Origin of the sequence: Kitasatospora sp. NPDC101447, from assembly GCF_044767225.1 — a bacterium.
GTDB lineage: Bacteria > Actinomycetota > Actinomycetes > Streptomycetales > Streptomycetaceae > Kitasatospora.
This window is the reverse complement of the sequence record NZ_JBIWNL010000003.1, coordinates 393,105-413,947: the sequence shown is the minus strand read 5'-3', so window position 1 is coordinate 413,947 and position 20,843 is coordinate 393,105. Positions and strand designations below refer to the sequence as shown.

Sequence of the window (20,843 nt, the reverse complement as noted above, 5' to 3'; positions counted from 1 at the left end):
TCGTCGGGGGGATCCGGGGCCGACTCGCGTCCGTCCGACTCAGGAGGCCGGGCCCACCCGGACGGTGGTGATCCGTCCGCCCTGGGACTCCCGGACGACCTCGATCCGCGTGTTGGTGTCCGGCACCTTCACGGTCAGTTGCGGCGTGGCGGGGTCGGCGTACACCCCGCTGTGGTCGTCGAACGCCGGGACGGCCGGCTCGGCCGGGATCCGCACCGCGACCCCGCCCTTGTGCAGGGTGAACGGCGTGGTCGGCTTGAGCGAGAAGGTGGCGTCGAAGGTCTGCGCCCGCCCGTTGACCAGCGTCCCGTCGGCGAAGCGGATCGCCGCCGGGTGGGCGTCGATCGGCAGGATGAGCCCGCCGCCGGGGTGGTCCTTGGTGTTGTTGTCACCGTAGGAGGTGTCCCAGAGCCACAGCAGGACGCCCTCCTGGTACGGGTAGTTGTCGACCACGTTGGCCTTGCCGGTGACGCCGGTGTAGCCGAAGTTGTACGGGCCGGTCTTCAGGAACGCCCCGTAGCCGGTGTAGCGGCGGTTCTCGGCGAGGTAGGCGCGCGGGTGCTGCTTGACGGCGGTGCGGCCGGTGATGACCGAGAAGCCGCTGACCGTCCAGCCGCCGGTGCCGTTCTCGGCGCCGTCGGAGAACAGCTCGCTGCCGCCGGCGGTGAGCTTCACGGCGTCGACGAGCACGCCGCGGCCGTGGGTGTTGCCGTCCGAGGTGGCGTGGATGCGCAGCCGGACCTGCCGGCCGAGGTAGCCGTCCAGCGGGATGTGCAGCTTCCGGTAGCTGCCCGAACTGCCGCTGAGCCCCGGGGTGTTGGCGCTGGTGTTGCCGATCGGTGCGCCGTCCACGGTGCCGCCGAGGGCGGTCCAGTGCTTGCCCTGGTCGGTGGACGCCTCGACGGTGAGGAAGTCGTAGTCCTGCTCGGTGTCGTACCAGACCGCCGCGTCGAGGGCGGCCGGTCCGGCGGCGGTGCGCAGGTCGACGTCCCGGGCGAGGGAGTTGTCGAGGTTGTCGCCGGTGTCGCTCCACCACTGCTTGCCGCCCTCGTACGGGTCGGCGAGGTCGGTGCTGGTGGTGCCGTCGGGCAGGTGGACGAGGACGGCCTGCGCCTGGTCGGTGTTGTAGCTGCTCACCCCGAGGGCGTGGCTGGAGCGGGTGGCGGCCTGCGCCTCGTCGTAGTTGAGCCAGCCGAACTGCAGCTTGCTCCAGGCGTCGAGGTCGCCCGGGTAGCCGCCGGTGGTGTTGGGGCCCTTGCCGAGGTAGGAGCCGGAGGACATCAGCGACCAGAAGTTGACGCTGTTGTCGCCGCCCGTGGTGCCGTACAGGTCGGGCAGGCCCAGATTGTGGCCGTACTCGTGGGCGAACAGGCCGACGCCGCTGTTCTCGCCGCCCTGGACGTAGTCGTAGACGTACAGGCCGGTGTCGCCGACGGGAGCGCCGCCGATCCTGTCGCCCTCCGGACCGGTCTGCCCGGTCGCGTCGGGGAAGGCCCAACTGCGGTGCGCCCACAGCGCGTCGGCGCCCTGGGCGCCGCCGCCCCAGGTCTCGTCCACGCCGGCGTGCACCACGATGACGTTGTCGAGGTAGCCGTCGGGCTGGTCGAACTCGCCGTCCTTGTCGTGGTCGTAGCGGTCGTAGACGTCGTACTGGGCGAGCTGGGCCTTGATGTCCGCCACGCTGCGGCCCTTGGCGACCTCGCCGTCGTACCAGGCCTTGACGGCGTCCCGGACGAACTCCTGGGCCTGGGTCCAGGCGCCGGAGCCCTGCGGGCCCTTGTTGCTGCCGTAGCGGGCCTCGTTGTACGGGACGGTGACCCAGTCGCTGACGGTGCCCTCGACGTCGTACCGGCCCGAGGACTGGGTGCGGTAGTAGTTGCGCATCGACACGGAGCCGGGCGTGTCGTCGAAGAACATCTTCTGGTAGTACGCGCGGTCGAAGTCCGGTGACCACAGGGTGTGGTTGTCGTCCTTGCCCGGCTTCGGGATCTGGTCGTGGCGCGGGCCGGGGGTGCCGCCGTAGCGCGGCTGGCCGTTCCACTGGGTCGTGTCGTCGACCTGGTCGCCGAACTGGGCGAGGATCACGAAGACCTTGTCGGTGCGCTGGTGCGCCAGTTGGACGTAGTCGTTGCCGATCCTCACCTTGGCCGGGGCCCGCTTGTCGGCGCTCTTGGCGACGGTGCCCTTGTTGAGCTGCTCAAGGGCCTTGCTGCGGAGCGCCTGGCGCTCGCGTTCCTGTGGGACGAGGGGCGCGGGCGGGGCCTCGGCGCCCTGCGGGGCGGCGTCGGCGGCCGCGGCGGCGGTGACGGTGAGGGGCGGCGGGGGAGCGGCCTGGGCGGGGGTGCCCAGCAGGGTGGCCGCTATCGCGCTCGTGGTGAGCGCGGCAGCGAGGGCCGCGGACAGTCTGCGCAACTGACCGGTCCTTTCCGGGGGATTGGGGTGTTCCGGGTGTCGGTCGGTGAAGCGCAGGTAATATTTCACATGTCACGGGTCACGTGGAAGGGGTCCGGGGCAAGCGGAAGGGGCGCCGCACCCGCAGGTGCGACGCCCCTTCTCCGTACGGCCCGTGCCGCCGGGTCAGCCGTTGCCGAAGTCCAGGGCCAGGCTGAAGACCACCAGCGCGGCGAACACCGCCGCCAGGGTGGTCAGTCCGGTGGCGTGCAGCGCGACGGCCGCCGCGCCCAGCAGCACCAGCTTGAGCACCAGCCGTGCGGCGAGCGGCAGTTCGACCTTCGCCCGGCGCTCGGCCAGGAACACGTCCCAGACCGCGCGGGCCGCGGCCGGCACGCCGAGGCCCAGCAGCAGCCGGAGGCCCAGGCCGTCGCCGGTCCGGAAGCCCCAGTAGCAGAGCGCCGCCAGGCTCGCGAGCTGCACCCCGAAGCCGAGTTCGGTGCCGGCCGTGGCCAGCGACCTGCGCAGTCGGCGCTCCGCCGGGCCGGGTCCGTCGATCGTCATCCGCGCGCTCTCCCCGCCGTGGTGCCCCGACGCGTGCCGCCGAGACCCCTCGACTCCTGCGCCGTCCGGGGGCCGGACGGCCGTCAAGCGGAGTGTTCCAGCCCGGTCGGCCGAACTCAACGGATCGCCCCGCGGCTGCCGGTCCGCTGCCTCCCACCTGCCGGTTCGTCAGCCGTCTTGCCGTCGAAGGCCCTTCTTGTCACGGCCCTTCTTGCCGCGGCCCTTCCCGTCGGGGCCGCTGTCGTCGGGGCCGCTCCCGGCAACGGCCCCGCCGTCAGCGGACGGTGTACTCGACGGCCACGCTGACCACCACCAGCACGCCGTACACCAGTGCCAGGGTGGTCCGCCCGGTGGCGTACAGGGCGGCGGCCGCCGTGCCCAGCGTCACCAGCTTGAGCACGATCTCCGCGCCGACCGGCAGCGGGAACTTCGGCCCGCCCGCGGCCAGGAACAGGCCCCAGACGGTGGCCGCCAGCGCCGGCGCGCCGAGCCCCAGCAGCAGCCGGGTGCCCAGCGTGGAGCCGGTCCTGAACCCCCAGTAGCAGAGCGCTGCCAGCATGGCGAGCTCCAGCCCGAAGGCGATGCCGGCGTTGCCCGCGGTCAGCGGCGTCCACTGCCGCCGACCGACCGGGCCGGGTCTGTCGATCCTCATCCGTGCACTCTCCCCGTTCGCTGCGCCGCCCGGGCGGGGCGGCGGTCACGCGGAGTGTGACAGTCCGGCCCGGGCGGCGCAACGGATCGGCCGGGAGCGCCCGGTCAGCCCAGGGACGCCCGGAGGAAGGCGAGTTCGGCCAGGGTCAGCTGCTCGTTCGTCCCGTCCGGCGTCATGTGGGTGACGCCCGGCAGCGGCAGCACCGCGTGCGCGCGACCGGCCCTGGTGAGCGCCTGGGAGAGCAGCAGGGTGTGCGAGGGGTGGACGTTGTCGTCGGCCAGGCCGTGGATCAGCAGCAGCGGCCTGGTCAGCCCGGGCGCGTCGGTGAGCAGGCAGTCGTCGGCGTAGCCCTCGGGGTTGTCCTGCGGCAGGCCGAGGTAGCGCTCGGTGTACGCGGTGTCGTACTGCCGGAAGTCGGTGGGCGGGGCGCCCGCGCACGCGGCGTGGAAGACGTCCGGGCGGCGCAGCACGGCGAGTGCGGCGAAGTAGCCGCCGTAGGACCAGCCGCGCACGCCGACCCGGCCGAGGTCGAGGTCCGGGTGGTGCGCGGCGAGTGCGCGCAGGGCGTCGACCTGGTCGTCCAGGGCCGCCTGGGAGAAGCGGCGGAAGATCGCCCGGGTGAAGTCCGGGGAGACGAACGGGGTGCCGCGGTTGTCGGTGGTGACCACGGCGAAGCCCTGGTCGGCCCACCACTGGCGGAGCTGCCAGCGGCGCGGCTCGTTGGCCACCGCCTGGTAGCCGGGGCCGCCGTAGACGTCCAGCAGGACGGGCAGCCGGCGGCCGGGCACGTGGTCGCGCGGGTGGACGACGGCGGTCGGCAGGCCGCGTTCGGTGACCCGCGCGAGCCGGGGGCGGACCGGGTACGGCAGCGTGGCGCTCAGGTCGGCGAGCGGCAGCTCGCGGCCGTCGGGCAGGCCGTCGAGCAGGACGCGGCGGCGGATCCCGTCGGCGGAGGCCGAGGTGAGCAGCAGGGTGCCGGCGGCGGCGAGGGCGGAGTGCACGCCGGGGCCGGCGGTGAGGAGTTCGGGTGCGCCGCCGTCCGGGTCGATCAGGTGGACGTACTGGTCGGCGGGGTCGCCCTGGCCGGTCTCGCAGAGCAGTCGGCCGCGCAGCCGTCCGACCACCCGGCGGATCTGCAGACCGGTGGTGTCCAGCGGCTCGCCGTCCAGGGCGAGGCCGCGGGCCTGCGGGGTGTCGTGGACGGTGAGCAGCCGGCCGTCGGGCAGCCGGTCGGGGGTGCCGGGGAGGTCGTCCACCCAGAACTCGTCGGTGGTGCGGGAGAGTTCGCGGGTCTCGCCGGTGGCGGGGTCGGCGCCGAGCAGCAGCACGTTCTGCTGCAGGCGGTCGGCGACGGTGAGCAGCACCTCGTGGTCGGAGGCCCAGGAGGCGGCGCAGAGGTAGGGGTGGGTGTCGGCGTCCCAGTGCAGCCGGACCCGCCCGCCGTCGAGGCCGAGGACCCAGAGCTGGACGTCGGCGTTGGGGCCGCCGGCCTGCGGGTAGGCGAAGTCCTCGGGCGCCTCGGCGGGGCGGGCCGGGTCGGCGAAGTGACGCCGGGGGAGGGCGGATTCGTCCACCCGGGCGGTCAGCAGCGCGCCGCCGTCCGGGCGCCACCAGTGGCCCCGGGCGCGGCCGAGCTCCTCGGCGGCGGCGAACTCGGCGACGCCCCAGCGGGCGCCGTCGGCGGGGGAGAGCGGTTCGAGGCCGGGGGTGACGTACAGCGCGTCGTCGGCGACGTAGGCGACGCGCTGGCCGGTGGCGTCCGGCCTGGGGTCGAACGCGGGCCCGGCGACCGGGAGTTCGTCGCTGGTGCCGTCGGCGGTGTCGGTGCGGAAGAGCCGGCCGTCGAGGGTGAAGACGGCGACCGAGAGGTCGGCGGTGGCCGCGTACGTGCCGATCCCGGCGGCGACCAGCCGGGTGCGCTCGCGCAGCCGGCGCTCGACGACGGGCAGGTCGTCGCGGCGGCCGGTGCGGCCGGGCAGCAGTGCGGCCGGGTCCGCGACCGTGCGCTCCTCGCCGGTGGCGGTGTCCAGCAGGTGGAGGCGGTCGACCGGGTCCTCGGGACCGCTGGAGCGGAGCAGTAGCAGCCGGGTACCGTCCTCGGCGAGCGTGTACGCGCGCGGCGCGCCGAAGGTGAACCGGCCGGTACGGGCACTGAGGGCAAGGAAGGCGTCGGTGATGGTCACGGCCCGATCGTGGTCGCGCGGTGCGTGCCCCGACCAGTAGTCTGTCATGTGAAATGTCACACATCAGTCGCCGGTGGGCGACCAGGGAGGGACGCCGTGATCGAGGACCTGTGGACCGCCGAACCCCCCGCCCCGCTGCCCGCCGCCGACGGCCTGTTCAGCGTGTCGGCGGGCACGGCGCACCTCAACCACGGCTCGTACGGCGCGGTCCCGGTGCCGGTGCAGCGGGCCCAGGAGGAACTGCGCACGGAGCACGAGCTGGACCCGGACGGCTTCTTCGCCGACCTGCCCGCCCGGATCGGCCGGGCCCGGACGGCGCTCGCGGCCGACCTCGCCACCGACCCGCGGCGCCTCGCCCTGGTCACCAACGTCACCGAGGCCGTGGCGATCGCCCTGGACAGCATCCCCTTCGCCCCCGGCGACCGGATCCTGGTCACCGACCACGGCTACGGCGCCGTCACCGAGGCCGTGGCACGCAAGGCCGCCGAGACCGGCGCCGAACTCCACGTCGCGGAGCTGCCCCTGGACGCCCCGGACGAGGCGGCCGTCCGCGACGCGGTGCTGGCCGCCGTCGACGGCCGCACCACCGTCGCCGTCCTCGACCAGCTCACCTCGCCCAGCGCCCGCCTGGTGGCCGGCCCGGGGCTGCTCGCCGAACTCCGCGCGCTCGGCGTGGTCACGGTCGTGGACGGCGCCCACGCGCCCGGCATGCTGCCCGCCCCGGCCGACCCGAACGCCGACTTCTGGTTCGGCAACCTGCACAAGTGGGCCTTCGCCCCGCGCGCCACCGGCGTGCTCGCCGTCCGCCCCGAGTGGACGGCGCGGGTGCGCCCGCTGGCCCTCTCCTGGGAGCACGACAAGGGCTTCCCGGGCAGCGTCGAGTGGCGCGGCACCTGCGACTACACGCCCTGGCTGGCCGCCCCGGCCGGCTTCGAGCTGCTGCGCGCGCTCGGCCCGGAGGCGGTGGCCGGCCACAACACCGCGCTCGCCGCGTACGGGCAGCGGGTGCTGGTCGAGCGGGCCGGGCTGCGCCCGCTGCCGGCCACCCCCGGGGTGTGGATGCGCACCGTCCGGCTGCCGGTCGGCCGGTGCGAGAGCGAGGCGGCGGCGAAGGCGCTGATGGCCGAGGTGTGGCGGCGGCTCGGCACCCGGATCGCCGTCCGCCCGTGGGACGGCGGCGGGCTGCTGCGGATCAGTGCGCAGCTGTACAACCGGCCGCAGGAGTACGAGCGGCTGGCGGACGGGCTCGCCGCGCTGCTCAAGGGGTAGCGGACGGCTCACGGTCGACTCCTGACCGGCTCCTGACCGGCGGACCGGCTCAGTGCCCGGCGGACCGGCTCAGGGGCCGGTCCGCGTCCTCGCCCCCGTCGTCCCCCCGCAACTCCGCGAGCAGCAGGTTCCGGTCGGCGAGCATCCCGGTGAGGATCCGCCGGGCGGTCCGCAGCAGCTCGGCGACCTCCCCGCCGGCCAGCGCGTAGACCACCGTGCTGCCCTCCCGGGTGGCCGTGACGATGCCGGACCGGCGCAGCACCGCGAGCTGTTGGGAGAGGCTGGAGGGTTCGACGTCCAGCTCGGCGAGCAGGGCGCGGACGGGCGTCGGTCCGGCCTGCAGCAGTTCCAGCACCCGGATCCGGACGGGATGGCCGAGCATCCGGAAGAACTCGGCCTTCGCCTGGTAGAGCGCCACCGTCACGAGGCCCCCCTTCCTGGTGTCGGTCCGGGTGTCAGATCTCCAGCGAGACCTCGATCCGCTTGAGCTTGTGGCGGGCCATCGCCAGGTTGGAGCGGCTGCGGTTGAGCGCGAGGAACAGGAACAGGCCGCGGCCGCTCGGCGTCGTGATCGGCCGGACCATGTGGTACTGGTTGGTCAGGCTGATCAGGATGTCCTCGATCTCGTTGTCGTGCAGGTTGAGCATCTCCATCGCCCGCATCTTGGCGCGGACCACGTCGGTGTTCCCGGCCGCGGCGACGTTGAGGTCCAGCTCCCCGCCGTCGCCGAGGCTGCCGAGCGCCATGCCGCTGCCGTAGTCGACCAGGGCGACGCCGATCGCGCCGTCGATCGACATGGCCTCCTTGAGGGACGTCTCCAGGTTCGCCATCGTCGTTGTCCTCCCGCGTGTTGGTGGCTGTGACGACGAAGGTACGGAGTGTGGACGGCGTTTCACCGCCGATGATCGAAGACGACCGAAGACGGCCGATCCGTGATCACTTGAAGACATTTGCAACTATGGATCTGAGAGAGAACTGATCCCGTGATGATCCCGCGGGCACTCCGGGCGTGCTCCCGGAGCCCGTCCCGTCGTGATCCCGCGGGCGATCGCACCGCGAAAAAACGGTGCTATCGATGTCGGTCCTCCCGGGTAACCTCTCGCTGAGATGCGAGATCACACCAACCACACCCGGACGGCGATGAACACCCCCGATCCAGAGCTCCAGGACGACCGGGAGCTCAGCCCTGCCGAGGCGTACGCGGCCAGCCGTCGCCGGGCCAAGGAGCAGGCCACCGCCCTGCACGGCTTCCAGCAGCTGTACGACTTCCCGCTGGACGAGTTCCAGCTGGAGGCCTGCGAGACGCTGGAGGCCGGCTCGGGCGTCCTGGTCGCCGCTCCCACCGGCTCCGGGAAGACCATCGTCGGCGAGTTCGCCGTGCACCTGGCCCTGGCCGCCGGGCGCAAGTGCTTCTACACCACGCCGATCAAGGCGCTGTCGAACCAGAAGTACGGGGACCTGGTCAAGCGCTACGGCGCCGCCAAGGTCGGCCTGCTCACCGGCGACAACACCGTCAACGGCGACGCCCCCGTGGTGGTCATGACCACCGAGGTGCTGCGCAACATGCTCTACGCGGGCTCCAGCACCCTCGACGGCCTCGGCTACGTCGTGATGGACGAGGTCCACTACCTCGCCGACCGCTTCCGCGGCGCCGTCTGGGAGGAGGTCATCATCCACCTCCCCGAGTCGGTCACCCTCGTCTCGCTCTCCGCGACCGTCTCCAACGCCGAGGAGTTCGGCGACTGGCTGGACACCGTGCGCGGCGGCACCAAGGTGATCGTCTCCGAGACCCGCCCGGTGCCGCTGTGGCAGCACGTGATGGCCGGCAACCGGATGTACGACCTGTTCGCCGATCCCGACCGCGACGGCCGGCCCAAGCACAACCTGAAGAACCCCGGCAAGGCCGTCAACCCCGAGCTGGTCCGGCTGGCCCGCTCCGAACTCGACCGCAACCCCCGCGACCGCTTCGGACGCGGCCGCGGCCGCTCGATGCCCAACGGCCGCCCCGGCCGGGTCTGGACGCCGGGCCGGGTGGACGTCATCGACCGGCTCGACGCCGAGGGCCTGCTGCCCGCGATCACCTTCATCTTCAGCCGGGCCGGCTGCGAGGCCGCCGTCCAGCAGTGCCTCAGCTCCGGGCTGCGGCTCAACAAGGACGCCGACCGCGCCCGGGTCCGCGCGATCGTCGAGGAGCGCTGCGCCGACATCCCCGACGAGGACCTGCACGTCCTCGGCTACTTCGAGTGGCTGGACGGGCTGGAGCGCGGCATCGCCGCCCACCACGCCGGGATGCTGCCCCGGTTCAAGGAGGTCGTCGAGGAGCTCTTCGTGAAGGGCCTGGTCAAGGCCGTCTTCGCGACCGAGACCCTGGCGCTCGGCATCAACATGCCCGCCCGCTCGGTGGTCATGGAGAAGCTGGTCAAGTGGAACGGCGAGACCCACGCCGACATCACCCCCGGCGAGTACACCCAGCTCACCGGCCGGGCCGGGCGGCGCGGCATCGACGTCGAGGGCCACGCCGTGGTGCTCTGGCAGCGCGGCCTGGACCCGGAGGCGCTGGCCGGCCTGGCCGGCACCCGCACCTACCCGCTGAAGTCCTCCTTCCGGCCCTCCTACAACATGGCCGTCAACCTGGTCTCCCAGTTCGGCCGGCACCGCTCGCGCGAGCTGCTGGAGACCTCCTTCGCCCAGTTCCAGGCGGACCGCTCGGTCGTCGGCATCGCCCGCCAGGTGCAGCGCAACGAGGAGGGCCTGGAGGGCTACCGCGAGTCCATGACCTGCCACCTCGGCGACTTCGACGAGTACATGGACCTGCGCCGCCGGCTCAAGGACCGCGAGAACGAGCTGGCCCGCGAGGGCAGCAGCCAGCGCCGTGCGGCCGCCGTCGAGTCCATCGAGCAGCTCAAGCCGGGCGACGTCATCCACGTCCCCACCGGCAAGTTCGCCGGCCTCGCCCTGGTCCTCGACCCGGGCCTGCCGCCGGTCGACCGCTCCGGCCGGGGCAGCCGGCGCCACCCCGACTTCCAGGACGGCCCGCGCCCGGTGGTGCTCACCGCCGAGCGCCAGGTCAAGCGGCTCGCCATGATCGACTTCCCGCACCCGGTCGCCGCGATCGAGCGCGTCCGCATCCCCAAGTCCTTCAACCCGCGCAGCCCGCAGTCCCGCCGCGACCTCGCCTCGGCCCTGCGCACCAAGGCCGGCCACCTGGAGCCCGAGCGGTTCCGCCGCGGCCGCGCGGCCGCCGCCGACGACCCGGAGATCACCCGGCTGCGGACCGAGCTGCGCCAGCACCCCGTCCACGGCTGCTCCGACCGCGAGGACCACGCCCGCTGGGCCGAGCGCTACCACCGGCTGCACCGCGACACCGAGTTGCTGGAACGCCGGATGCGCTCGCGCACCCACACCATCGCCCGCACCTTCGACCGGGTCTGCGCCCTGCTCACCGACCTCGGCTACCTGAGCGGCGACACCGTCACCGACGACGGCAAGCGGCTCGGCCGCCTCTACGGCGAACTCGACCTGCTCGCCTCCGAATGCATCCGCGAGGGCGTCTGGAGCGGCCTGGCCGCCGCCGAACTCGCCGCCTGCGCCTCGGCGTTGGTGTACGAGGCCCGCCAGTCCGACGACGCCGGCGCCCCCCGGGTGCCGGAGGGCGCGGCCAAGGAGGCGCTCGGCCAGATGGTCCGGATCTGGGGCCACCTGGACGCCCTGGAGGAGCAGCACCGGATCAACACCGCCGAGGGCGTCGGCCAGCGCGAACCCGACCTGGGCTTCGCCTGGGCCGCCTACCGCTGGGCGCTCGGCCACAGCCTGGACCAGGTGCTGCGCGACGCCGACATGCCGGCCGGCGACTTCGTCCGCTGGACGAAGCAGCTGATCGACGTCCTCGGTCAGATCCAGGACGCCGCCGGCTCGGACGCCGAACTGCGCAAGACCGCCCGCAAGGCCGTCGACGGCCTGCGCCGCGGCATCATCGCCTACTCCTCGGTGAGCTAGCCGGCCGACCGGCCCGAGGGCCCCGCCCGTTCGTCTCCACGAACGAGCGGGGCCCTTCGTACGCCCGGCCCTTCGCGGGCTTGGCCCGCTTGCCCGGCCCTTCGCACACCGGGCCCGGCCCGTGCGGGCTCCTGCGCTCATGTCCGGCGCCACCCCGCCGTGCCAGGCTCCCGCCGTCGCCGACGGGCGTGAGGGGGAAGTCGGCCGGGCCGACTTCCCACTCCCTACTCCTGCCGCCCGCTCGCCGCGGCCGCGTCGAGGCGGCGGACGAGTTCCCGCAGGGCCCGGAGTTCGCGGTCGAGCGCCTCGGCGCCGCGCGGGGTCATGGCGACCCAGGTCCGGGGGCGGCGCCCGGCGTAGCCCTTGGTGACGGTGACGAGGCCGGAGTCTTCCAGGACCTTCAGATGGCGGGACAGGTTGCCGTCGGTGGCGCCGAGTTGCTCCTTGAGGAAACCGAAGTCCACCTGGTCGGCCTCGCGGGCGATGGTGAGGATCCCGAGCCGGACCCGTTGGTGGACGGTGTCGTCCAGCGACAGGGTCGGGTGCTGTTCCTCGGTTTCGTCGGCAACGCTCATGGGGTGACCGTACGGGATGCCGCAGCTCGTCGACGCCCGGCGGTCCACTGCGCCAGGCCTGCGGCCAGCGGGATCGCCGCCAGCAGGAGGGCCTTCAGCTCCGGGCGGTCGGTCCAGCCGTCGGACCGGTCGAGCCACGGCAGCCAGCCGCTCTCCCACGGGGCCGAGAGGTAGGCGCTGAGCAGCGCGGTGTGGAGGAGGCCGGCGCCGGCCACCAGCGGGCTGCGTTCGGCCAGGCCGAGGACGAACAGGCCGACACCGAGGACGTACCAGGGCGAGGCGTAGGTGTTCACCAGGAGGCCGAGGTCGAAGTGCCGGCTGTCGACGAGGACCCGCGCGAGCACCACGGCGGCGGCCAGCGCGCCGACTCCGGCCGTGGCGCCCAGCCAGGTCGTGCGGCGCGGGACGATCCCGCGGCCTTCGCCGCGCCGCCGGTACCAGCGGGCCAGGGCGAACCAGGCCAGCGGGAGCAGTGCGAACCAGACGCCCCAGGCCAGGCAGCGGAGCACCGCCCCGGCGAACTCGCCCTTCTCGCAGGCGGCTCCGGGGGCGTGCGGCACGCACAGGCCGGTCAGCTGGGCGTAGGCGAAGGCCGGATAGGAGGTGATGTCCCGCCCGTTGGCGCCGAAGTTGAAGGCCTGCCCGGCGACCGGTACGGCCGCCAGTGCGAGCAGGCCCAGGCCGAGCAACGGGACCCCCGCCCCGCTCAGTCGGCTCCTGGCCCTCGCCCGCAGCCCGTTCGTGGCGGCCAGCAACTCGGCCGGGCCGCCCTGCTGCAGTGTGGTCACGCTCCACCCCCTCGGTGCCGTCGGCCCCTCCGACGGCCCGTCAACTTTGCAATGCAAAGTACATTGCGGTCAAGAGTTCACGGGGATGCAGAGCCGGGGCGGCCGCGGGGTCGGTTGCGGCGAACGCGGCGGCCCCTCGTGCGGATCGTCCGGCCGGTGGGGAAGCCGTCCGGGATCATCGGATCGAGCAGCTCGCACGCGAGGGCCGGTCGTGCATGATGACCCGATGAAACGTAGCGACCGGCGCTTCCACGTCATCGTGCTGTCGAACTTCGCCAGGGGCTTCGACAAGTACGCCTTCGCCTACGGCAAGGCGGGCATCCCGGAGAGCACCCATCCCGACCGGTTCCACCTGCTGACCCGTGCGGAGTTGGGCATCGGCGTCGGCAAGGCACGACGCCTGCTGGAGAGGCTGGCCATCCCGGGCGACCGGCTGCTGGTGCTGGAGACCGCGGTGGACCCCGACGAGCTGGTGCCCAACGCGGCGACCGGCCTCGGCATGGAACTGCACGAGGCCCGCATCCGGCTGTCAGCCGTCCACGAACTCGACCACGCGGACGACCCCGACGGCCCCAACGACCCCGCTGACCCGGCCGACCCGGCCACCCCCGCCGACCCGGCCACCCCCGCCGACCCGGCCACCGCGAGCGAAGCGGGCGACGGGCTCACGCTGCGCCCGACGACCGTCGAGGACGCGATGGCGGCCTCCCTGCGCCTGCACGGATCGGCAGATCGTCACTACGCCGACCTGAGACCGCGCTCGGTCTCGCTGCTGCCGGTCGCCTCCGCCTGCCAGGCCCGGTGCTCGTTCTGCTTCTCCGCGGCGTCGATCTCCAGTGACCAGGCGCCGGCCCGGGTCCCGTGGGACGCGGTCGCCCACTGGCTGGAGCGCGCCCGTGCGGCGGGCGCCGAGCGTGCCGTGATCACCGGTGGCGGGGAGCCCACGCTCATACCCTTCGACCAGCAGCTGCGGCTGGTGTCCGCCTGCTCGGCGGCCTTCCCGAAGGTCGTCCTGATCACCAACGCGCACACCCTGGCGAAGGGCGGGCACGCCGACCGGGCCGACCGGCTGGCAGCCCTGGGCGCCGCAGGCCTGAGCGTGCTGGCGGTCTCCCGGCACCACCAGGACGACGCCGTCAGCGAGCGGCTGATGGCGCTGCGCACGCCGGTGGGCTCGGTGATCGACACCTGGCGGGTGGAACGCGACCGCTGGCCGTCGCTGCTGACACGGCTCATCTGCGTGCTCCAGCGCGGCGGCGTGGCCGACGCGGCCGGCGTCGCCGACTACCTCTCGTGGGCCGCGGCCCTGGGTGTCGAGGAGGTCTGCTTCAAGGAGCTCTATGTCTCCACCAGCACCGAGTCGCTCTACTTCGACCGCGCCGCCAACGTCTGGAGCCGGGAGAACCAGGTGTCGCTGTCCGTCGTCACCGGGTTCGCCGAGCAGCACGGCTTCGAACTCGCGAGCCGCCTGCCCTGGGGTGCGCCGGTCTACCGCGGCAGCTGGGACGGCCGGCCGATGCGGATCGCCGCCTACACGGAGCCCAGCCTGCTCTGGGAGCGCACCAGCGGGGTCGCCCGCAGCTGGAACGTCCTGGCCGACGGGCGCTGCTACGCCTCCCTGGAGGACCGGGCCAGCGAGATCCTGCCGGAAGGGGCGATGGCGTGAGGTTCGACGAGTTCCAGGACTTCCGGCAGCGGCAGCTCGACGCGTCCCCGTCGCTGCTGGACGCCGCCGAGACCAACCTGTACCGGGCGCTCGCGCCGATGCGGCCGGAACCGCCGGACGACGCGCGTACGGTGCACCGGTGCGATCTCGCCCGTGCCTGGCTGCGGCGCTACGAGCTGCCGGAGGAGTGGTCCGGTCGCGCCATGGTCTGTCGAGGGGTCCGCCACGGGCTCGACGTGGTGTTCCGCCGGCTGCGCGCCGTGCGGGCGAGGGTGTGGCTGCCCGCGGACGTGTACCCGGTCTACTTCGAGCTGGCCCGCGCCGCGGGCCTGGCGCCCGCGGCCTACCCGACGCTGCCGGCACCGGTCCTGCCGGGGGCGCCGGCGGACGACCGGCCCGAGTACCTGCTGCTCGCCAACCCCAGCAAGCCGCTCGGCCGGTACCTGTCCGACGCCGAGTGCGCCGAGGTGATGGCCTGGCTGCGGGAGTCACCGCACCGGCACCTGCTGATCGACGGCGTCTACGACCTGGGCGCACCGTTCGCCGCCGGCACGCGGCGGTTGCTGGACACCGGTCGTGCGGTCCTGCTGCACTCGGTCACCAAGGGATGGCTCTGGCCGCGCACCTTCGGAGTGGTCCTGCTGGGCCCGGATCAGGCCGAACTGGCCGACTCGTTCCGCGCGGACCCGCCGACGCCCGACCAGCTGAGGCTCGCCGACCGCCTGCTGACCGTGCACGGCGACGTGCCCGGGCAGGTGGCCGCCGAACTGGCCGTACGGGCCGAGCGGTTGTTCGACCGGCTGCCGGCCGACGTGCTCGGGGCGGTCGCGCCGGGGAGCCGGACGTGCCCGGGCAACTACTTCTTCCCGGTCGACATCCCGGCGGAGACGCTCCGCCGCGCGTACGGCGTGCTCGCCCTGCCGGGCGGCGTCTTCGGCGAGACCGCTTGGTCCGGCTCCGTCCTGACCAGCCTCGCCGACGCCTTCGGCCCGACGCCGTCGGCGGTGCGGCCGGGGTGATGCCCCCGTGGGTGCCTCAGCGCCGGGCCAGGGCCTCCAGGACGCGGTCCAGGGAGGTGCCGAGGCCCCAGCGGGTGGAGAGCTCTTCGAGGGTCATCGGGTCGAGGGGTTCGCGGGGGAGGACCGGGTCGAACGCGGGGAGGGGGGCGTCGTCGGCGACGCGGACGACCTTCGGGGCGACGTCGAGGTAGGCGGCGCCCTCGACGATGTTGCGGCGCCGGGCCGGGGTGAGCCTGGAGGCGAGGTCGAGGGCGGCGGCGCGGATGGCCGGGAGGTCGCCGTACTCGTTGATCAGCTGGGCGGCGGTCTTCTCGCCGATGCCCTTGACCCCGGGCAGGCCGTCCGACGGGTCACCGCGCAGGGCGGCCATGTCGGCGTACTGGGCGCCGCGCACGCCGTACTTCTCCAGCAGCAGCGCGTCGTCGGTGACCTGCAGGTTGCCCATGCCCTTGACCGGGTAGAGCACGGTGATCCCCCGGGCGTCGTCCACCAGCTGGAAGAGGTCGCGGTCGCCGGTGACGATCTGCACCGGGCCCTCGGCGCGGGCGGTGAGGGTGCCGATCACGTCGTCCGCCTCGTAGCCGGGGGAGCCGACCCGGGCGATGCCGAGCGCGTCCAGCACCTGCTCGATCACCGGGACCTGCGGGGCGAGCGTGTCGGGCACCTCCTCCTCGCCGTCCACGGCGGCCTCGGCGACCCGGTGGGTCTTGTACGAGGGGACGAGGTCCACCCGCCACTGCGGGCGCCAGTCGGCGTCCATGCAGGCCACCAGCCGGTCGGGGCGGTGGTCGTGGACCAGCCGGGCGATGAAGTCCAGCAGGCCGCGGACGGCGTTGACCGGCTCGCCCTGCGGCGAGCGCAGGGTGTCCGGTACGCCGAAGTAGGCCCGGAAGTACAGGCTGGCGGAGTCGAGCAGCATCAGTCGCGGTGCGGTCACGTCACAGATCATGCCGCACCGCGCTGACGGAGTCCCGGTTCTCGGGGTTCGTGCGGCCGGTTCCGGGTGCTCGTACGGCCCGGTTCCCGGCGCTCGCACCGCCCGTGCTCGTACGGTCCGGCGCTCGTACGGCCCGGTTCTCAGTGCTCGTGCGGTCCGGCGCGGTGGACCGGGCCGTGGGCGTCGGCGCAGTGTTCGGCGGCCGTGTCGCCCGGTGCGGCGATCTGCAGCAGCGCGCCCGCCTCGTCCTCGCCGACGTGGTCGACCTGGAGGGTGCTGTGGGTGATGCCGTACTCGTCGGCCAGTCGGCGCTGGAGCCGGCGCCGGACGGCGTGGCAGTCGCCGCCGGGGGTGACCAGGATGTGCGCGGACAGCGCCGGCTGGCCGGAGGTGATCTCCCAGATGTGCAGGTCGTGGATCTCCTCGACCAGCGGTTCGGTGACCATCCGGTCGGCCACCGCGTCGGGGTCGATCCCGGCGGGGGCGGCCTCCAGGAAGATCCGCCCGGAGTCGCGGACGAGCCCGATGCCGGCCTTGAGCATCAGCGCGACGACGATCAGCGAGGCGATCGCGTCGGCCCGCTCGAAGCCGGTGGTCAGGACGACCACACCGGCGATGGCGGTGGCGATGAACGCGTACAGGTCGGTCAGGACGTGCTGGAAGGCGCCCTCGACGTTCAGCGAGCTGCGGTTGGCCTTGGACATGCACCAGGTCGCCGCGAGGTTGACGACGATCCCGACCAGCGCGGTGACCAGCACCAGCGAGCCGGCGACGTCCGGCGGTTCGAGCAGCCGGGTGACGGCCTCGTAGCCCAGCCAGGCCGAGAGCACCAGCAGGGTGACGCCGTTGGCCTGCGCGGAGAGGATCTCGGCCCGCTTGAGGCCGTAGGTGTAGCCGCCGCGGGCCGGGCGGGCGGCGAGCCGCATCGCGACCAGGGCGAGCACGATCGAGGCGGCGTCGGTGAGCATGTGCGCCGCGTCGGAGATCAGCGCGAGGGAGTGGGCGGCGAAGCCGACCACGACCTCGCCGGCCATGAAGACGACGATCAGGGCGAGCGCGCCGAGCAGCCAGCGGCGGTCCGCGTCGGCGGCGACACCGTGCGAGTGCCCGCCGTGGCCCCCGTGTCCGCCGTGCGCGTGTCCGCCGCCGTGCCCGTGCCCGTTCGACTGTGCGTGGTCATGCGCATGATCATCGTGCGAATGCTCGTGCCTGGCCATGGAAGTCCTCTCTGGGCGCACGAAGGCGAACGGGGGTGCGGCGCGACCGCCCCGCAACCGAAGTGAACCGCAGAATCGACAAAGATCCAAAGGCTGTACTGGTGACCGTTGTCGTTGCCGTTCGGCCGGCCGGACGCGGTGCACTCCGCACCCCTCCGACCAGCCGATGTCGCCTGCGCCCGCGCCCAGTTGAGCTACCCCAGTGCGACCGGGTCCAGGGCCGCCGAGCCCAGGACCGCGGCATCGGCGACGGCGGCGTCCAGGGCCGTGGCGTCCAGCGCGGCGGCGGTGGCCGCCCGTACCAGGGCCCGCATCAGCCGCAGGTCGTCCCCCTGCTCCGGATGCCACTGCACCCCGAGCGTGAACCCCGGCCCCTCCACCGCCTCGACCGTGCCGTCCGGCGCGTGGGCGCTCACCCGCAGGCCCGTGCCCACCCGGTCGACGGCCTGGTGGTGGAAGGTCGGCACCTCCAGCTCGCACTCCGGCAGCAGCCCGCCCAGCAGCGTGCCGGGCACCGGCCGCACCAGGTGCGTGCCGTACCGTCCCGGCGCCCCGCCGTGCACGTTCACCGGCAGCACGTCCGGCAGGTGCTGCACCAGCGTTCCCCCGCACACCACGTTCAGGACCTGCATCCCGCGGCAGACCCCGAGCAGCGGCATCCCCGCGGCCAGCGCCGCCCGCAGCAGGGCGACCTCCCAGACGTCGCGCTCCGGCGAGTCCACCTCGGTCGCCGGATGGGCCGGCTCCCCGTAGTACGCCGGGTCGATGTCCGGCCCGCCGGCGATGACCAGCGCGTCCAGCCGGGCCAGCACCTCCGGCGCCCGCTCCGGGGCGTCCGGCGGCAGCAGGACGGCGATCCCGCCGGAGTCCCGGACGTACGCGGTGTACCGCTCGGGCACGAGGGCGACCCGGCGGCCCCGCCAGTCGCTCCAGCTCGCGTCCACGAGGTAGGTGCTGACGCCGATCAAAGGCCTGCGATTCATGGCGCGCATTCTCCTCCCGAACCACCTGATCCACCGTCAACCACGCATATCGGCGCGCCACACCAGTCCGCCCTCTTCCGCCCCGCGAGTCGCAGGCCGTACGGTTCGCTGTGACTGCTTGATCTCGAAGAGTGATCGAAGGAATGCAGGACGTCGAGGAAGGAGGGCTCCGCCATGTCCGGGAACGCCGCCCCCGAGAACGCCGCCCCCGAGAACGCCGGCCCCGGGAACTCCAAGCCCGGGAGCGCCGCCCCCGGGAACGCCGCGCCGGAGCGCTCCACGTCCGGGACCACCGCCGCGGCCGTGCCAGCCCGGCCGCCGCTGACCCTGGACGAGCTGCGCACCCTGGTGGACGCCGGCGAGGTGCACACCGTCGCGCTCGCCTTCACCGACATGCAGGGCCGGCTGCAGGGCAAGCGCTTCGCCGCCCGGTTCTTCCTCGACGAAGTCGCCGAGCACGGCGCCGAGGCCTGCGACTACCTGCTGGCCGTCGACGTCGACCTGAACACCGTGGACGGCTACGCCTTCTCCTCCTGGGCCACCGGCTACGGCGACTTCGCGATGCGCCCCGACCTCGGCACCCTGCGGCTGACCCCCTGGCAGCCCGGCACCGCCCAGGTCACCGCCGACCTCGCCCGGCACGGCGGCCACCCGGTGGACGCCGCCCCGCGCCAACTGCTGCGCCGCCAGATCGCCCGGCTCGCCGAGTACGGCCTGGCCGCCGACATCGGCACCGAACTGGAGTTCCTGGTCTTCCGCGACACCTACGAGCAGGCCTGGCTCGGCGGCTACCGCGGCCTGACCCCGGCCAACCTCTACAACGTGGACTACTCGATGCTGGGCACCGCCCGGGTCGAGCCGCTGCTCTCCCGGATCCGCAACGAGATGGCCGGCGCCGGCCTGGTCGTGGAGTCCGCCAAGGGCGAGTGCAACCTCGGCCAGCACGAGATCGCCTTCCGCTACGCCGACGCCCTCACCACCTGCGACCAGCACAGCGTCTACAAGACCGGGGCCAAGGAGATCGCCGCCCAACTCGGCTGCGCGCTCACCTTCATGGCCAAGTACGACGAGCGCGAGGGCAACAGCTGCCACATCCACCTCTCGCTGCGCGACGCCGTCGGCGCCCCGGCCTTCGCCGACCGCGACGGCCGGATGACCGACACCATGCGGCACTTCCTGGCCGGCCAGCTGAAGGTGCTGCGCGAGTTCAGCGTGCTCTACGCCCCGAACATCAACTCGTACAAGCGCTACCGCCCCGGCTCCTTCGCCCCGACCGCCGTCGCCTGGGGCCGGGACAACCGCACCTGCGCCTACCGGGTGGTCGGCCACGGCCCCGGCCTGCGGATGGAGAACCGGGTGCCCGGCGGCGACGTCAACCCGTACCTCGCCGTGGCCGGGATGATCGCGGCCGGTCTGTACGGGCTGCAGCGCAAGCTGGAGCTGCCCGCGCCCTGCCTGGGCAACGCCTACGCGGTCGAGGAGTACGCCCGGGTGCCCGGATCGCTGCGCGAGGCCGCCGACCTGTGGGCGCAGAGCGAACTGGCCCGGGAGGCCTTCGGCGACGACGTCGTCGACCACTACCTGAACATGGCCCGGGTCGAGCAGGCCGCCTACGACGGCGCCGTCACCGACTGGGAGCGCTACCGATCCTTCGAACGGATGTGACGCATGATCGACGGATGTGAGGCATGACCGACGGAAGTGAGACATGACCGACGGATGCGGGGCCAGGAACGTCGTCATCCAGAGCGAGGAGTGACAGCCCGATGAGCGAGAAGCACGCCGCGCGGGACGGGGCGGTCTGCCGTCGGCTGGTCGGCCGCACCGCCGTGGTCACCGGCGCGGGCAGCGGCATCGGCCTGGCCGCCGCCCGCCGGCTCGCCTCGGAGGGGGCGAAGGTGGTCTGCGCCGACCTCGACGAGCAGACCGGACGGGCCGCCGCCAAGGAGGTCGGCGGGTTGTTCGTGCACACCGACGTCACCGATCCGTACATGGTCGAGGCGCTCTTCGACGAGGCGTACGAGACCTACGGCAGCGTGGACGTGGCCTTCAACAACGCGGGCATCTCGCCGCCGGAGGACGACTCGATCCTGACCACCGGCCTGGACGCCTGGCGCCGGGTCCAGGAGGTCAACCTGACCTCGGTCTACCTGTGCTGCAAGGCGGCCCTGCCGTACATGCGTCGGCACGGACGGGGCTCGATCATCAACACCGCCAGCTTCGTGGCCCGGATGGGCGCGGCCACCTCGCAGATCTCCTACACCGCCTCCAAGGGCGGGGTGCTCGCGATGTCCCGCGAGCTGGGCGTGCAGTTCGCCCGCGAGGGGATCCGGGTCAACGCGCTCTCCCCGGGGCCGGTGGACACCCCGCTGCTGCGCGAGCTGTTCGCCGAGGACCCGGAGCGGGCGGCCCGCCGACTGGTGCACGTCCCGCTCGGCCGGTTCGCCCGGGCCGAGGAGATCGCGGCCGCGGTGGCCTTCCTGGCCAGCGACGACTCCTCGTTCATCACGGCGAGCGAGTTCCTGGTGGACGGCGGCATCTCCGGGGCCTACGTCACCCCGCTCTGAGCGACGCCGCCGGGGACCGCCACGCCTTCTCACCGT

17 protein-coding genes are annotated in these 20,843 nt (G+C 73.4%); 6 read left to right on the top strand and 11 right to left on the bottom strand.

The annotated features are described in order from the left end of the window. Window positions 1-39: 39 nt before the first annotated feature. From ACIRST_RS06845 to ACIRST_RS06830, 4 genes are all read right to left on the bottom strand, one after another. Window positions 40-2,412 (bottom strand): immune inhibitor A domain-containing protein, encoded by a 2,373-nt coding sequence (locus ACIRST_RS06845; protein WP_402800572.1) that lies wholly within the window; start codon window positions 2,410-2,412, stop codon window positions 40-42. Between the two features lie 165 nt (window positions 2,413-2,577). After that, the gene (locus ACIRST_RS06840) at window positions 2,578-2,955 is read right to left on the bottom strand and encodes a YrdB family protein (protein WP_350523805.1); all 378 of its coding nucleotides are present in this window, start codon (window positions 2,953-2,955) and stop codon (window positions 2,578-2,580) included. 274 nt (window positions 2,956-3,229) lie between these two features. Next, window positions 3,230-3,607 (bottom strand): YrdB family protein, encoded by a 378-nt coding sequence (locus ACIRST_RS06835; protein ID WP_350523804.1) that lies wholly within the window; start codon window positions 3,605-3,607, stop codon window positions 3,230-3,232. A 104-nt stretch (window positions 3,608-3,711) separates the two neighbouring features. Continuing rightward, complete coding sequence (locus tag ACIRST_RS06830; RefSeq protein ID WP_402800569.1) at window positions 3,712-5,790, bottom strand: prolyl oligopeptidase family serine peptidase; 2,079 nt, start codon at window positions 5,788-5,790, stop codon at window positions 3,712-3,714. Window positions 5,791-5,886: 96 nt separating this feature from the next. Here ACIRST_RS06830 and ACIRST_RS06825 point away from each other — a divergent pair, with 96 nt between their 5' ends. Then, window positions 5,887-7,059: an aminotransferase class V-fold PLP-dependent enzyme gene (locus tag ACIRST_RS06825; RefSeq protein WP_402800567.1), complete on the top strand. Its 1,173-nt coding sequence runs from the start codon at window positions 5,887-5,889 to the stop codon at window positions 7,057-7,059. A gap of 49 nt (window positions 7,060-7,108) precedes the next feature. Here the strand turns inward: ACIRST_RS06825 and ACIRST_RS06820 are convergent, their stop codons facing one another. Beyond that, window positions 7,109-7,483, bottom strand: coding sequence for an ArsR/SmtB family transcription factor (locus ACIRST_RS06820; RefSeq protein WP_402800566.1), 375 nt, complete (start codon window positions 7,481-7,483; stop codon window positions 7,109-7,111). A 31-nt stretch (window positions 7,484-7,514) separates the two neighbouring features. Next, entirely contained in the window at window positions 7,515-7,889 is a 375-nt protein-coding gene (locus tag ACIRST_RS06815) for a hypothetical protein (protein WP_350523800.1), read from the bottom strand. Window positions 7,890-8,199: 310 nt separating this feature from the next. Here ACIRST_RS06815 and ACIRST_RS06810 point away from each other — a divergent pair, with 310 nt between their 5' ends. After that, entirely contained in the window at window positions 8,200-11,055 is a 2,856-nt protein-coding gene (locus ACIRST_RS06810) for a DEAD/DEAH box helicase (RefSeq protein WP_402800639.1), read from the top strand. Between the two features lie 224 nt (window positions 11,056-11,279). Here the strand turns inward: ACIRST_RS06810 and ACIRST_RS06805 are convergent, their stop codons facing one another. Together ACIRST_RS06805 and ACIRST_RS06800 are read right to left on the bottom strand one after the other, a co-directional pair. Further along, window positions 11,280-11,630 carry a transcriptional regulator gene (locus ACIRST_RS06805; RefSeq protein WP_350523799.1) on the bottom strand — a complete coding sequence of 117 codons (351 nt, stop codon included), beginning with the start codon at window positions 11,628-11,630 and terminating at the stop codon, window positions 11,280-11,282. Then, window positions 11,627-12,418: a hypothetical protein gene (locus ACIRST_RS06800; RefSeq protein WP_402800563.1), complete on the bottom strand. Its 792-nt coding sequence runs from the start codon at window positions 12,416-12,418 to the stop codon at window positions 11,627-11,629. The genes ACIRST_RS06805 and ACIRST_RS06800 overlap by 4 nt, the downstream gene beginning before the upstream one ends. A gap of 226 nt (window positions 12,419-12,644) precedes the next feature. Between ACIRST_RS06800 and ACIRST_RS06795 the strand changes: the two genes are divergently transcribed. Beyond that, on the top strand, window positions 12,645-14,084 hold the full coding sequence (locus tag ACIRST_RS06795) for a radical SAM protein (RefSeq protein WP_402800562.1): 1,440 nt from the start codon (window positions 12,645-12,647) through the stop codon (window positions 14,082-14,084). Then, window positions 14,081-15,103 carry an aminotransferase class I/II-fold pyridoxal phosphate-dependent enzyme gene (locus tag ACIRST_RS06790; protein WP_402800560.1) on the top strand — a complete coding sequence of 341 codons (1,023 nt, stop codon included), beginning with the start codon at window positions 14,081-14,083 and terminating at the stop codon, window positions 15,101-15,103. The genes ACIRST_RS06795 and ACIRST_RS06790 overlap by 4 nt, the downstream gene beginning before the upstream one ends. A gap of 16 nt (window positions 15,104-15,119) precedes the next feature. Here ACIRST_RS06790 and ACIRST_RS06785 read toward each other — a convergent pair whose 3' ends face one another. From ACIRST_RS06785 to ACIRST_RS06775, 3 genes are all read right to left on the bottom strand, one after another. Then, window positions 15,120-16,022: a 5'-3' exonuclease gene (locus ACIRST_RS06785; protein ID WP_350523879.1), complete on the bottom strand. Its 903-nt coding sequence runs from the start codon at window positions 16,020-16,022 to the stop codon at window positions 15,120-15,122. Between the two features lie 158 nt (window positions 16,023-16,180). Continuing rightward, window positions 16,181-17,257 (bottom strand): cation diffusion facilitator family transporter, encoded by a 1,077-nt coding sequence (locus tag ACIRST_RS06780; protein ID WP_402800558.1) that lies wholly within the window; start codon window positions 17,255-17,257, stop codon window positions 16,181-16,183. 194 nt (window positions 17,258-17,451) lie between these two features. Continuing rightward, window positions 17,452-18,240, bottom strand: coding sequence for a gamma-glutamyl-gamma-aminobutyrate hydrolase family protein (locus ACIRST_RS06775; RefSeq protein WP_402800556.1), 789 nt, complete (start codon window positions 18,238-18,240; stop codon window positions 17,452-17,454). Between the two features lie 174 nt (window positions 18,241-18,414). On the opposite strand from ACIRST_RS06775, the gene ACIRST_RS06770 reads away from it, so the two are divergent. Together ACIRST_RS06770 and ACIRST_RS06765 are read left to right on the top strand one after the other, a co-directional pair. Continuing rightward, a complete protein-coding gene (locus ACIRST_RS06770; RefSeq protein WP_402800553.1) occupies window positions 18,415-19,905 on the top strand; it encodes a glutamine synthetase family protein in 1,491 nt (496 codons plus the stop codon). Window positions 19,906-20,006: 101 nt separating this feature from the next. After that, window positions 20,007-20,807, top strand: coding sequence for a 3-oxoacyl-ACP reductase (locus ACIRST_RS06765; protein WP_402800551.1), 801 nt, complete (start codon window positions 20,007-20,009; stop codon window positions 20,805-20,807). Window positions 20,808-20,843: the final 36 nt, after the last annotated feature.